At 56.8% G+C, this 13887-nt stretch carries 12 protein-coding genes; 7 read left to right on the top strand and 5 right to left on the bottom strand.

Features of this window, described 5'->3' with window-relative positions:
* Positions 1 to 47 precede the first annotated feature (47 nt).
* The 3 genes from asnC to ravA are packed head-to-tail and all read right to left on the bottom strand — an operon-like array spanning position 48 to position 3485.
* Entirely contained in the window at positions 48 to 506 is a 459-nt protein-coding gene (gene asnC, locus RTM13_RS08410) for a transcriptional regulator AsnC (RefSeq protein WP_042393528.1), read from the bottom strand.
* Positions 507 to 543: 37 nt separating this feature from the next.
* Entirely contained in the window at positions 544 to 1995 is a 1452-nt protein-coding gene (gene viaA / locus RTM13_RS08405) for an ATPase RavA stimulator ViaA (protein WP_312211629.1), read from the bottom strand.
* Entirely contained in the window at positions 1992 to 3485 is a 1494-nt protein-coding gene (gene ravA / locus RTM13_RS08400) for an ATPase RavA (protein WP_312211628.1), read from the bottom strand. Before ravA ends, viaA begins: the two co-directional genes overlap by 4 nt.
* Before the next feature lie 217 nt (positions 3486 to 3702).
* Here ravA and kup point away from each other — a divergent pair, with 217 nt between their 5' ends.
* The 7 genes from kup (at position 3703) to rbsR (ending at position 11561) form a co-directional block, all read left to right on the top strand.
* The gene (gene kup / locus RTM13_RS08395; RefSeq protein ID WP_312211627.1) at positions 3703 to 5571 is read left to right on the top strand and encodes a low affinity potassium transporter Kup; all 1869 of its coding nucleotides are present in this window, start codon (positions 3703 to 3705) and stop codon (positions 5569 to 5571) included.
* A gap of 186 nt (positions 5572 to 5757) precedes the next feature.
* Positions 5758 to 6177: a D-ribose pyranase gene (gene rbsD, locus RTM13_RS08390; RefSeq protein ID WP_312211626.1), complete on the top strand. Its 420-nt coding sequence runs from the start codon at positions 5758 to 5760 to the stop codon at positions 6175 to 6177.
* Positions 6178 to 6184: 7 nt separating this feature from the next.
* A complete protein-coding gene (gene rbsA / locus RTM13_RS08385) occupies positions 6185 to 7699 on the top strand; it encodes a ribose ABC transporter ATP-binding protein RbsA (protein WP_312211625.1) in 1515 nt (504 codons plus the stop codon).
* A complete protein-coding gene (rbsC, locus tag RTM13_RS08380; protein ID WP_312211624.1) occupies positions 7696 to 8661 on the top strand; it encodes a ribose ABC transporter permease in 966 nt (321 codons plus the stop codon). Before rbsA ends, rbsC begins: the two co-directional genes overlap by 4 nt.
* A gap of 26 nt (positions 8662 to 8687) precedes the next feature.
* Positions 8688 to 9578, top strand: coding sequence for a ribose ABC transporter substrate-binding protein RbsB (gene rbsB / locus RTM13_RS08375; protein WP_312211623.1), 891 nt, complete (start codon positions 8688 to 8690; stop codon positions 9576 to 9578).
* A gap of 57 nt (positions 9579 to 9635) precedes the next feature.
* Positions 9636 to 10565: a ribokinase gene (rbsK, locus tag RTM13_RS08370; RefSeq protein WP_312211622.1), complete on the top strand. Its 930-nt coding sequence runs from the start codon at positions 9636 to 9638 to the stop codon at positions 10563 to 10565.
* Between the two features lie 3 nt (positions 10566 to 10568).
* A complete protein-coding gene (gene rbsR, locus RTM13_RS08365; protein WP_312211621.1) occupies positions 10569 to 11561 on the top strand; it encodes a ribose operon transcriptional repressor RbsR in 993 nt (330 codons plus the stop codon).
* Here the strand turns inward: rbsR and mdtD are convergent.
* A complete protein-coding gene (mdtD, locus tag RTM13_RS08360; protein ID WP_312211620.1) occupies positions 11558 to 12955 on the bottom strand; it encodes a multidrug transporter subunit MdtD in 1398 nt (465 codons plus the stop codon). The two genes, rbsR and mdtD, sit on opposite strands and share 4 nt — an antisense overlap.
* Before the next feature lie 11 nt (positions 12956 to 12966).
* Entirely contained in the window at positions 12967 to 13671 is a 705-nt protein-coding gene (locus RTM13_RS08355) for a FadR/GntR family transcriptional regulator (RefSeq protein ID WP_312211619.1), read from the bottom strand.
* Between the last annotated feature and the right edge of the window lie 216 nt (positions 13672 to 13887).

Genomic DNA, 13887 nt, shown 5'->3' with positions numbered 1-13887 from the left:
ATGAGCTGGGATCTACCTGTGGAAAATGTGGTGATTGTTTTGCCCGCTTAGGGGCGGATGGTGCGCATGATCGGGTTCTGCAGGGAGATCAGCGTCTCGGTGGACTGGATCTCATCGATTGTTTGGATCTTGTTGATAAGTACCTGTTGCAGGGCGTCGATCGAGCGGCACATCACCTTAATAAAGATGCTGTAGTGACCGGTGGTGTAGTAGGCCTCGGTGACCTCTTCCAGACTCTCGAGCTTCGCCAGCGCCGACGGATAGTCCTTAGCGCTCTTCAGAATGATGCCGATAAAGCAGCAGACGTCATAGCCGAGCTGTTTCGGGCTAACGTCAATGCGCGCGCCGGTGATAATGCCCGCCTGTTTCATCTTCTCTACCCGGACGTGGATGGTCCCAGGGCTAACGCCAAACTGCTTCGCCAGTTCGGCATAGGCCGTGCGGGCATTGGCCATCAGCGCCTCCAGAATGCCCCGGTCGAGGTTGTCGATCTGGTAACTTTCCATAATTTTTTAGCCGTTATAGTTCTGTATTAAGTTGAGATTAACGCTTCCAGCGACGCAGCAGGCGGCTGCGCATGCCGGTATCAAAGCGCCAGATATGATCGAAAATACGCATGATCCCCGGCTTGCCGTGAGCGGACATTGCCACCGCATGAAAACGGTGCTGATGCACCTGCTGTAGCGTTTTGATCTGATTGACTACCTCGTCAGGCAAGCGCTGGGCGATAAAGTCTGAGATTACCACCGCATCGGCATCCGCCCACTCGCCGCCCTGCATCCGCTCAATCACGGCGCGAAAGCAGCTGGCGAGATCGGTACCGCCGCGAAAACGCTGGCTTAAAAAGCGGATCGCCTCCTCTAACCCCTGCGATCCCGACAGCTCATAGCGTACCACCTCGCTGGAAAACAGCATGATATAGCAGCGGCGGTTATCCGCCAGCGCCACGCGCATTAGCGCCAGACAGAACGCCTTCGCACACTGCTCGTTAAAACCGCCCATTGAGCCTGAGGTATCGACACAGATAATAAATGGTCCGCGTGGCTGCTCATCGACGCTCTGATGCACCACCGGGCGCTGGGTGACCTTCTCCCGCCAGGCTTCACCGTGCAGGCGGTAGGTGAGAAGCTGCTTCTCCACCAGCCGACGGTAGAACTCATATTCCAGCTCGGTAATGCCCAGGGTAGCCAGCTCGGGCGGCAGCAGGCGCAGAATATCATCGCTCTGTTGGAGGCCATCTACCTGCTCCGGCACCGAAGCAGGCTCGCGCACCAGCGTGCGGAAGGTCTCCATCGGCGAATCTTTTTTCGGTACCGACTTTGCCTCCCGGGAGCGGCCAAGCTGTTCGGCCAGCTGTTTCAGCTCCGGCTGCTCGGCAAGAAAGTCACCGTAGCGAACGATAAGCTGATAGTCACCGCGTTTCAGCTGCCCGGCGCTCATGTCCCACAGCCGTCCGGCGGCGTTTTCATTTTCGATCAGCACCGACTCAAGCTGACCGCTCAGCTTCATGCGATCCTGAACCTCGCTTAAGAGCTGCTCGCGCTCCTCCTCCAGCAGCTGCTGGTTGAGCGTCGTCGCCTGCACCACCAGGCTTAGTCGCCAGCGCTGTAAAAAGAGGGTATGCAGCGCGGGGGTAAGGTCAGGGTTATCGGCGATCAGCTGGCTGGCCTGTTCGGCATAGGGCGAGTGCACCTTCGCCAGCAGGGTGAGGATCTGTGGAAGCTGAACAATAAACTGCGGCGTCGCCAGCAGCTGGGCCTGCTGATAGCAGAGAAACTCTTCGGTAAGCTCCGGCGGGACCGGTGTCTCCTTTAGCCGGCTTCTTAGCGCCTCTCGCCAGCGGGGTACGTCATCGGTAATGGCGCGCCTGAGCCGGGGAAACTTTTCAAAGAACACTGCCAGCTGCGGCGAGGCCAGCAGGGCGACGATCAGCTCCTCAATCAGCCCCTCTTCGCCCACCGCCAGCATCACGTTCAGCGTGTCGAGGGTGATCATTGCCGGGCCTGTTTGATCTGCGCCCCGACGTCCTGCAGGCTGGCTTCAATGCGCCCTAACCAGTCGCTGTGTATAAACAGACACTTCTGCTGTTCGCTGAAGCGGGTGTGCTGCTGGTGCCACGTATTATCCAGCGCCTCGAGCTGCTGCCTGATCTCTTCCGGCACGCTCTCCTGAGAGGTGCCGGGTAGCGCCAGCCGGGAGGCCTGCAGGCTGACATCGCGAACGATCAGGTGCAGGGTGGCATCCACCTCCAGATTAAGCACCTGAGCAAAGCCAATCCCGTTGAGCTTGCCGCGGATCTCTCCGCCCTTTATTAGCCACTGCTCCAGCGGGGCGCGTTCAAGGGTGATGTGCACCACCTGCATATCGTGCAGCTTGAGCGGCTGCTGGAGCAGCAGAGTAAGGGTATCGTCGCTGATGTCAGGGGGCAGCTCATAGTGCGGACGACGGCTGAACATACCGCTCTGACGCTGCACTTTGAGGGCGGTTTTATCGCTCTGCTGCTGCTGAAGCTGGATACGGCGCTGGGCAATGGCCCCCAGTTGAACCAGCATGGCCTGCTGCTGCCAGGCGTGTCCGGTCATCAATATGTCGACCTGCTGGATAAGCAGCTCCCGGCTCTCGGCGTCATGCCACAGGCAATCTTTTAGCAGGATCAGATCGATGGGTGATACCGCATCGCGCCCGCAGAAAAAGGCGCTGGCCTGCAGCAGGCGAATGGCCTTTTTCCAGCGCCGGTCAGAGACGTAGGGCGCGCTGGGAAGATTATCCAGCTGCTGGCGCAGCATAAAGATCAGCTCAAATACCGCGTCGGGCAGGGTGATGTGCCCTATCTCCTGCTGCCACTGCAGATACTCTTCGTCGGTCACCTGTAGCGAGGCCGGAACCGGGTTGTCGTTCTCATCCTGCTGGCTGACCAGCATGGCGCGGAAGTTTCCCTTCTCCTGTACCTTATCCAGCCAGAGACGGATCAGCATACGGTCATAAAGCGCCTCCAGGCTGCTGTCGGCTTCCGGTAGCTCATTAGAAGCCGCCACCAGCAGGCGCATCGGGATCTTCTCTTCGCTGGCCCCGTTGCGGAACCGACGTTCGTTAATAGCCGTCAGCAGGGTGTTCAGGATAGCGGGACCGGCTTTCCATATTTCATCCAGGAAGACGATCTCCGCCTCCGGGAGATAACCGGCGGTCAGGCGCTCGTAGCGCCCTTCATCTTTCAATGCCTGAATCGACAGCGGGCCGAAAACCTCTTCCGGCGTGGAAAAGCGGGTCATCAGGTATTCAAAGGCACGAGCGTGCTGAAAGGCAAACTTTAGTCGGCGGGCGATAAGGCTTTTTGCAATACCGGGCGGGCCAAGAAGAAATACGCTCTCCCCGCTTAGCGCGGCCAGCAGGCACAGGCGGATAGCGTGGCTACGCTCATACAGGCCTTTTTCCAGCGCGCTGCTGAGACGGGAAATTCTTTCTGCTAATAAATGTGAGTGAGCCATAATTGTTCTGCATCCTTTCGCCGCTGTATCGGTGGACAAAAGTGAGTATACGTTTCAACAAGGGCTTGTAATAGACGGAATAATGCCTTCGTTTCTTTGCGCCAGAATAACCCGGTCGCATTTAGGGCTTCGATTTATTGAAGAATCATGCATACTGTGCGCTTTTGTGGGCCAAGGGACGAAGCGCACACTTGTCATCCATACAAAAGATTAGTCTATGAGCACTGATAATAAGCAATCATTGTCTGCGGTTACCCTCGCAGCCATTGGGGTTGTCTACGGTGATATCGGGACCAGCCCGCTTTATACTCTTCGTGAATGTTTGTCCGGTCAGTTTGGTTTTGGCGTCGAACGTGACGCGGTGTTTGGCTTTCTGTCACTCATCTTCTGGCTGCTGGTTTTCGTTGTCTCTATTAAGTACCTGACATTTGTTATGCGCGCCGATAACGCCGGGGAAGGGGGGATTTTAACCCTGATGTCGCTGGCGGGACGTAACACCTCGGCGCGAATGACCTCGGTGCTGGTGATCATGGGGTTGATTGGCGGCAGCTTCTTCTATGGTGAAGTGGTGATCACGCCTGCAATCTCGGTGATGTCGGCGATCGAAGGGCTGGAGATTATCGCCCCCTCGCTGGATAGCTGGGTCGTCCCGCTGGCGATCGTGGTGCTGACGCTGCTGTTTATGATCCAGAAGCACGGTACCGGGCTGGTGGGCAAGCTGTTTGCGCCGATTATGCTGGCGTGGTTTATCATCCTGGCGGTGCTGGGCCTGCGTGGGATTATCTCTAACCCTGAAGTGTTGCAGGCGCTGAACCCAATGTGGGCGGTGCACTTCTTCCTCGAGTATAAAACCGTGTCGTTTGTGGCGCTGGGCGCGGTGGTGCTGTCGATCACCGGCGTAGAGGCGCTGTATGCCGACATGGGCCACTTCGGTAAACTGCCGATCCGTCTGGCGTGGTTCAGCCTGGTGCTGCCGTCGCTGGCGCTGAACTATTTCGGCCAGGGCGCGCTGCTGCTGAAAAATCCGGAGGCGATCAAGAACCCGTTCTTCCTGCTGGCTCCGGAGTGGGCGCTGATCCCAATGCTGCTTCTCGCCACCCTGGCAACGGTTATCGCCTCCCAGGCGGTGATCTCCGGCGTCTTCTCGCTTACCCGGCAGGCGGTGCGTCTGGGCTACCTCTCGCCGATGCGCATTATTCACACCTCGGAGATGGAGTCTGGCCAGATCTACATTCCCTTTGTTAACTGGCTGCTCTACTTTGCCGTGGTGATTGTGATCGTCAGCTTTGAGCGTTCAAGCAACCTGGCGGCGGCGTACGGGATCGCGGTGACCGGCACCATGGTGCTGACCTCTATTCTCTCCACCACCGTAGCGCTCAAAAATTGGCACTGGAATAAGTTCTTCGTAGCGCTGATTCTGGTGGCGTTCCTCTGCATCGACATTCCGCTCTTCTCGGCGAACCTCGACAAGCTGCTCTCCGGCGGCTGGCTGCCGCTGAGCCTTGGCATCGTGATGTTCCTGATTATGACGACGTGGAAAAGCGAGCGCTTCCGCCTGCTGCGGCGTATGCACGAGCACGGTAACTCTCTGGAGGCAATGATCGCCTCACTGGAGAAATCCCCGCCGGTGCGGGTGCCGGGCACGGCAGTCTATATGTCGCGGGCGCTGAACGTGATTCCGTTCGCGATGCTGCACAACCTTAAGCACAACAAGGTCCTGCACGAGCGGGTGATCCTGCTGACCCTGCGCACGGAGGACGCGCCCTATGTGCATAACGTCCGCCGGGTACAGATCGAGCAGCTTTCGCCAACCTTCTGGCGCGTGGTAGCCAGCTACGGCTGGCGCGAGACGCCGAACGTGGAGGAGGTCTTCCACCGCTGCGGACTGGAGGGGCTGAGCTGTCGCATGATGGAGACCTCGTTCTTTATGTCTCACGAGTCGCTGATCGTGGGCAAACGTCCATGGTATCTGCGCCTGCGCGGCAAGCTCTATCTGGTGCTGCAGCGTAACGCCCTGCGCGCTCCGGATCAGTTCGAGATCCCACCCAACCGGGTGATTGAGCTAGGTACCCAGGTAGAAATTTAAACCTGCCAAATGCCGGGTGGCGCTTCGCTTACCCGGCCTACTCTTTTCATCGACATTTGCATTTTAATTTCCGTTAGCGAAACGTTTCGATATCGATCACAGTTCTTTAACGTGGTGATGGTTAAATGAACGCTATCCGGCATACACTGCCCTCAGCGAAACGTTTCGCTAGTGGAGCCAGAAAAAATGAAGAAAGGATCTGTACTGAACTCTGAAATCTCATCGGTTATCTCCCGTCTTGGGCATACCGATACGCTCGTGGTATGTGACGCCGGACTGCCGGTTCCCCACAGCACGCAACGCATCGATATGGCATTAACCCAGGGCGTACCTTCGTTTATGCAGGTACTTGAGGTGGTCACCACCGAGATGCAGGTTGAGGCAGCCATTCTCGCGACGGAAATCAAACAGCATAATCCGCAGCTCCACGAAGCGTTGCTCAACCATATTGAGCAGCTGCAACAGCACCAGGGAAATACCATCGAAGTGCGCTACACCACGCACGAAGAGTTTAAACAACATACCGCAGCAAGCCAGGCGGTTATTCGCAGCGGGGAGTGCTCCCCGTATGCGAATATCATTCTCTGTGCTGGCGTCACCTTCTGAGGCCATCATGGACGCACTACTTCAGCTTAAGGGAATCGACAAAGCGTTCCCCGGCGTAAAAGCCCTCTCCGGCGCCGCGCTCAACGTCTATCCAGGCCGCGTAATGGCGCTGGTGGGCGAGAACGGCGCGGGCAAATCCACCATGATGAAAGTATTGACCGGTATCTATGCGCGTGATGCCGGTTCGCTGCTGTGGCTGGGCCAGGAGACAACCTTTAACGGACCAAAATCGTCGCAGGAGGCGGGGATCGGCATTATCCATCAGGAGCTGAACCTGATCCCGCAGCTGACTATCGCCGAAAACATCTTTTTAGGCCGTGAATTTGTTAACCGCTTTGGCAAAATCGACTGGAAAAAGATGTATGCCGAAGCGGACATTCTGCTGGCGAAACTGAACCTGCGCTTCAAGGGCGACAGGCTGGTGGGGGATCTCTCCATTGGCGACCAGCAGATGGTCGAGATTGCCAAGGTGCTGAGCTTTGAGTCGAAGGTCATCGTCATGGATGAGCCGACCGATGCCCTCACCGATACCGAAACTGACTCCCTGTTCCGCGTGATCCGCGAGCTGAAATCCCAGGGGCGCGGCATTGTCTACATCTCCCACCGCATGAAAGAGATCTTCGAGATCTGCGATGACGTGACCGTCTTCCGTGACGGGCAGTTTATCGCCGAGCGTGAGGTTAGCTCGCTCACTGAAGATACGCTGATTGAGATGATGGTGGGACGCAAGCTGGAAGATCAGTATCCGCACCTTGATAAAGCACCGGGCGAGGTTCGTCTGAAGGTCGACAGCCTGTGCGGCCCAGGGGTGAACGATGTCTCCTTTACCCTGCGCCAGGGCGAAATTCTTGGCGTTGCCGGACTGATGGGCGCAGGGCGTACCGAACTGATGAAGGTGCTGTACGGTGCGCTGTCGCGTACCGGCGGCACCGTTACCCTCGACGGCCGTGAAGTAGTGACCCGTTCGCCGCAGGATGGCCTGGCCAACGGTATCGTCTACATCTCAGAGGATCGTAAGCGCGATGGTTTAGTGCTGGGCATGTCGGTGAAAGAGAACATGTCCCTGACCGCGCTGCGCTACTTTAGCCGTAGCGGCGGCAGCCTGAAGCATAGCGATGAGCAGCAGGCGGTGAGCGACTTTATCCGCCTGTTTAATGTCAAAACGCCCTCTATGGAGCAGCCCATCGGCCTGCTCTCCGGCGGCAATCAGCAAAAAATCGCCATTGCCCGGGGACTGATGACGCGCCCGAAAGTACTCATCCTCGACGAACCCACGCGCGGCGTGGACGTCGGTGCCAAAAAAGAGATCTATCAGCTCATCAACCAGTTTAAAGCGGATGGGCTGAGCATCATTCTGGTGTCGTCAGAAATGCCAGAGGTGCTTGGCATGAGCGATCGCATCATAGTGATGCATGAAGGACATTTGGGTGGCGAGTTCACCCGTGAGCAGGCAACCCAGGAAGTGCTGATGGCCGCCGCCGTCGGCAAGCTAAATCGCGAGACCCAGGAGTCAACGATATGAGTACCCAGACCGTTATCCCCCGCCGCTACTTTAATAAGGCGTGGCTGATGGAACAGAAATCGCTGATTGCCCTGCTGGTGCTGATTGCGATTGTTTCTACGATGAGTCCTAACTTCTTTACCATTAATAACCTGTTCAACATCCTGCAGCAGACCTCGGTGAATGCCATTATGGCAGTGGGGATGACGCTGGTGATCCTGACTTCGGGGATCGATCTCTCCGTGGGCTCGCTGCTGGCGCTGACCGGCGCGGTGGCAGCCTCGATTGTCGGTATGGAAGTTAACGCCCTGGTGGCCATTGCGGCCGCGCTGGCGCTGGGGGCTGCGGTAGGGGCGATGACCGGGGTGATTGTCGCGAAAGGCCGGGTGCAGGCGTTTATTGCCACGCTGGTGATGATGCTGCTGCTGCGCGGTGTGACTATGGTCTATACCAACGGCAGCCCGGTAAATACCGGCTTTACCGATAACGCCGATCTCTTTGGCTGGTTTGGTATTGGCCGCCCGCTGGGTATCCCGACGCCGGTGTGGATCATGGGCATCGTCTTCCTGGCCGCGTGGTATATGCTGCACCATACCCGTCTGGGCCGCTATATCTATGCCCTGGGCGGTAACGAAGCGGCCACGCGCCTCTCCGGCATCAGCGTCAACAAAGTCAAAATTATCGTCTATTCCCTGAGTGGCCTGCTGGCGTCGCTGGCAGGCATCATTGAAGTGGCGCGCCTCTCCTCTGCACAACCCACGGCCGGTACCGGCTATGAGCTGGATGCCATCGCGGCGGTCGTTTTAGGCGGGACCAGCCTCGCGGGTGGTAAAGGCCGCATTGTGGGTACGCTGATCGGTGCGCTAATCCTTGGTTTCCTTAACAACGGACTGAACTTGCTGGGTGTTTCCTCCTATTACCAGATGATCGTTAAGGCAGTGGTGATTTTGCTGGCGGTGCTGGTAGACAACAAAAAGCAGTAATAAATGACATTACAGGACATCTGATTATGAACATGAAAAAACTGGCTACTCTGGTCTCTGCTGTCGCACTGAGTGCAACCGTGAGCGCGAATGCGATGGCGAAAGACACCATTGCGCTGGTGATCTCTACTCTGAACAACCCATTTTTTGTTTCGCTGAAGGATGGCGCACAGAAAGAAGCCGATAAGCTGGGCTATAACCTGGTGGTGCTGGATTCTCAGAACAACCCGGCAAAAGAGCTGGCTAACGTGCAGGACCTGACCGTACGCGGCACGAAAATCCTGCTGATTAACCCGACCGATTCTGATGCAGTCGGTAACGCCGTGAAGATGGCGAACCAGGCTAAAATCCCGGTGATCACCCTGGACCGCGTGGCGGCCAAAGGTGAAGTCGTGAGTCATATCGCGTCTGATAACGTGCTGGGCGGCAAAATCGCTGGCGATTATATCGCGAAGAAAACGGGTGAAAGCGCGAAGGTTATTGAACTGCAGGGCATTGCAGGCACCTCTGCCGCTCGCGAACGCGGCGAGGGTTTCCAGCAAGCCGTGGCAGCGCATAAGTTCAACGTGCTGGCCAGCCAGCCAGCTGATTTCGACCGCACTAAGGGTCTGAACGTGATGCAGAACCTGCTGACCGCGCATCCTGATGTGCAGGCCGTATTTGCCCAGAACGATGAGATGGCGCTGGGTGCGCTGCGCGCGCTGCAGACGGCGGGTAAATCCGACGTGATGGTGGTGGGCTTCGACGGCACGCCGGACGGTGAGAAAGCGGTAAACGACGGCAAACTGGCGGCGACCATCGCTCAGCTGCCGGAGCAGATCGGTGCGAAAGGCGTTGAAACTGCCGATAAGGTACTGAAAGGCGAAAAGGTTCAGGCAAAATACCCGGTTGACCTGAAGCTGGTTATTAAACAGTAAGTACGTTTTAAGGCCTACGCCACCAGAGGGTGGCGTACCTTACAGGATGATCCCACCATGAAAACAGCAGGTAAGCTCGTTGTCCTTGGCAGCATCAATGCCGATCACATTCTCAACCTTGACGCTTTCCCAACGCCTGGTGAAACCGTAACCGGTACCCACTACCAGGTTGCCTTTGGCGGTAAAGGCGCCAACCAGGCAGTGGCCGCCGGGCGCAGCGGGGCGCATATTGCGTTTATCGCCTGTACCGGCAGCGACGATACCGGGGAGCGGATCCGCGCCCAGCTGGTCAACGATAATGTTGACGTTGCGCCCGTGAGCGTGGTTGACGAGGAGTCTACCGGCGTCGCGCTGATCTTTGTCAACGGTGAAGGGGAGAATGTGATCGGTATTCATGCGGGAGCCAACGCCGCGCTCTCTGCGGAGCGGGTTGCTGCTCAGCGGGCGCTGATTACCGACGCGGACGCGCTGCTGATGCAGCTGGAGACGCCGGTCGAGAGCGTATTGGCCGCCGCGAAGATTGCCCATGAAAATCATACCACTGTCGTACTGAACCCGGCTCCGGCACGTGTATTATCTGACGAGCTGCTGGCGCTGGTGGACATTATCACCCCGAATGAAACCGAAGCGGAAAAGCTAACGGGCATTCGCGTCGAGAGCGACAGCGATGCAGAGCGGGCGGCGCGCGCGCTGCACGATAAAGGCATCGGTACGGTGATTATTACCCTTGGCAGCCGCGGCGTATGGGCCAGCGTCAACGGTGAAGGTCACCGTGTACCGGGCTTTAAGGTTAACGCCATTGATACTATCGCGGCGGGTGATACCTTTAACGGCGCACTGGTGACCGCGCTGCTGGAGGATAAGCCGCTTAATGAGGCCATTGTGTTTGCCCATGCGGCAGCGGCGATTGCCGTCACGCGGAAAGGCGCGCAGCCCTCTGTGCCATGGCGTAACGAAATCAACGATTTCTTGAGTCAGCAGGGGTAAAGCGTGGCCACCATGAAGGACGTTGCCCGCCTGGCGGGTGTTTCCACCTCGACGGTTTCGCACGTCATTAATAACGATCGCTTTGTCAGCGATGCGATTCGGGAAAAGGTGGAAGAGGCGATCAAAAGCCTTAACTACGCTCCTTCGGCGCTGGCGCGCAGCCTCAAGCTCAAGCAGACGCGCACCATCGGGATGCTGATCACCGCCAGCTCCAACCCCTTCTTCTCTGAACTGGTGCGCGGCGTAGAACGCAGCTGCTTCGAACGTGGCTACAGTCTGGTGCTCTGCAATACCGAAGGCGATGAAGAACGGATGAACCGCAACCTGGAGACGCTGATGCAAAAACGCGTCGACGGGCTGCTGGTGCTCTGTACCGAGACGCATCAGCTTTCGCGAGAGATTATTCAGCGCTACCCCTCTATTCCCACCGTGATGATGGACTGGGCCCCCTTTGAGGGCGATATCGATATCATTCAGGACAACTCGCTGCTGGGCGGCGATATGGCGACCCAGTATCTGATTGATAAAGGCTTTACCCGTATCGCCTGCATTACCGGGCCGCTGGATAAAACCCCTGCGCGGCTGCGGCTGGAGGGGTATCGGGCAGCGATGGCCCGAGCGGGCCTGCCGGTGCGTGAAGGCGACGAGATTATCGGTGACTTTGAGTTTGGCAGCGGCGTTGCGGCTATGCAGACTCTGCTGGCGCGGCAGGAGCGACCTCAGGCGGTATTTATTGGTAACGATGCGATGGCCGTTGGCGCTTATCAGGCGTTGTATCAGGCGGGACTTAAGGTTCCGGACGATATGGCTATCATCGGCTACGACGATATTGAGCTGGCACGCTACATGACGCCGCCGCTCACCACCGTCCATCAGCCTAAGGATGAACTGGGTGAGCTGGCGATCGATGTTCTGACTCATCGCATTGCCGATCCGACCCTCTCTCAGCAGCGGCTACAGCTGACACCGGTGCTGATGACGCGCGGCTCCGCTTAAGGCTTGTGTCGCTCCTTAATCAGGTTCCGCCCATCTTTCGGTTTGAGCAACAAGAAGACGGAGGCTGAGATCAGGGTGATCACGCCCATGGTAATAAAGGTGTAGTGGAACTGCTCAATGGTATTGGCGCTCTCAAACCCTTCATAAAACCGCAGCACCGCCGCGCTGACCGCGACCCCAAGGCTGATCGATAGCTGCTGAGTGACGGCCAGGACGCTGTTGCCGCTGCTAGCGTTCTCGTCGGTCAGGTCGGCCAGCGTAATGGTGTTCATGGCCGTGAACTGCGTGGACATCGCCATCCCTAATATAAAGAGCGGCAGGATCAGCAGCCATATCTCCATCGACGGCGACTGAAGCGCAAACTGCGCAATCATCACGCCGATAATCACCGTAATGCCGAACAGCGTTTTACGGTAGCCGAACCAGCGCAGTACCTGAGTAACAGTGGATTTCGCCAGAATCGATCCTATCGCGGTAGGCGCAATCATGCAGCCTGCAATAAGTGCCGTATAGCCGAAGCCGACCTGAAGCATCAGCGGCATCAGGAAAGGAACGCAACCGGTACCGAGGCGTGAGGCGATGTTGCCCGCAATGCCAACCGAGAAGGTGCGGGTCTTGAAGATTGGTAGGGCAATCAGCGGCGAGGGATGACGGCGAGCGTGACGGATGTAGGCATAGAACAGCACCACGCTACTGAAGATAATGGTGAGTGCCAGCCAGCTGGCCACCAGTTTTTCACCAAACAGCTCAATACCAATGGAGAAGAGCACAAGGCTTACGCCGAACAGGAGAAAACCGCCCATGTCGAAACGGCGGCGTGGCGTCGTAAAGTCAGGCATATATTTACGCGCGTAGAACAGCCCGGCAATGCCGATAGGAATGTTTATCAGGAATATCCAGTGCCAGCTGGCCCAGGTGACCAGCACCCCACCGAGTACCGGGCCAAGAATGGGTCCTACCAGACCGGGCATGGTGACAAAGTTGAGTACCGGAAGTAATTCACTGCGCGGATAGGCCCGCAACAGCGCAAGGCGTGCAACCGGCATCATCATCGCACCGCCTATCCCCTGCACGACGCGAAAGACAACCAGCATCCCTAACGAATTTGATAGCGCGCAGGCCAGCGACCCGAGAGTGAATAGCGAAACCGCCAGCATAAAGATGCGCCGCGTGCCGAAACGGTCTGCCAGCCAGCCGCTAACCGGGATCAACATAGCGACGGTTAGGGTGTAGCTGATAATCGCCGACTGCATCGCCAGCGGTGAGCGGTTAAGGCTTTGCGCTATGGCCGGTAACGCGGTATTGAGAATAGTGGCGTCCAGCGCCTGCATAAAAAAGGCCATCGCCGCAATCCATGGCAAACCCGCCATGCTGCGCGCTTTCTTCTTTGTCATACTACGTCCTGTTATTTAGCTTCCTGCGGATGTGGCGTATTAAGTAACGCCTGACATGCGTTAAAGGCGCGTTCGCCATCGCTATCCTGAATGGCATCCACAATAGCCTGATGATTTTCAAGTTTAACCACTTCATTATGGGTAATAGAGTTGAAGTAGGTGTGATAAACCGAGTGAAAAAGCGTGGCAAACGACGAAAGGAAGGGATTACTGCTCATGGCATAGATATGTTCGTGCCAGGCGGTATCTACGTCTAACCAACGTTCGCGATGAAAATGTTGCTTTAACTGTACCATCTCTTCCATTAGCGTATTCAGGTGCGCTTTCTGCTCTGCGCTACCCCGCTGAGCGGCCAGCATGCAGGCCTGAGGCTCCAGGGTGCTGCGCAAAACCAGAAAGTGACCGATCACCTCATGGAAGTTGTTGTCCGTCATCCACCATGAGAGCAGCTCCTGATCGAGAAAGTTCCAGCTCCCTTTGGGCATAACGCGGGTACCAATGCGCGGACGCGGCAGTACCATCCCTTTCGCGGTTAACGTTTTTACTGCCTCCCTGACTGCCGTTCGGCTTACGCCAAACTCATCGCCCAGCTCCATCTCAGCGGGTAAAATTGACCCTGGCGCATATTCCCCAGTTAAGATCCGCTGGGCCAGCTTCTCTGCCAGTACATAAGAAAGGTTTTTCTGGGCGGCTAAATGCTGAGCGCTTAACGGCATATATCATATTCCTTCTTCTATTTATCTCTTTCAGTATGCCACCTGACACACGTTATCGGCGCGAAATTCAACAAATGCAGCCAATTGTGATGGTTTTTAGTACGTGTTGATGAAAAATAGTGCGCTTGAAAACTTTTTTGCATTTAAGTCTTGTCAGCCCGGAATAACTCCCTATAATGCGCCACCACTGACACGGAACAACGGCGAATAAGCCGG

The organism is Pseudescherichia sp. (assembly GCF_031979925.1).
GTDB lineage: Bacteria > Pseudomonadota > Gammaproteobacteria > Enterobacterales > Enterobacteriaceae > Pseudescherichia.
Note: the sequence above shows the minus strand (reverse complement) of the source record. Positions and strands in the feature narration are given on the sequence as shown.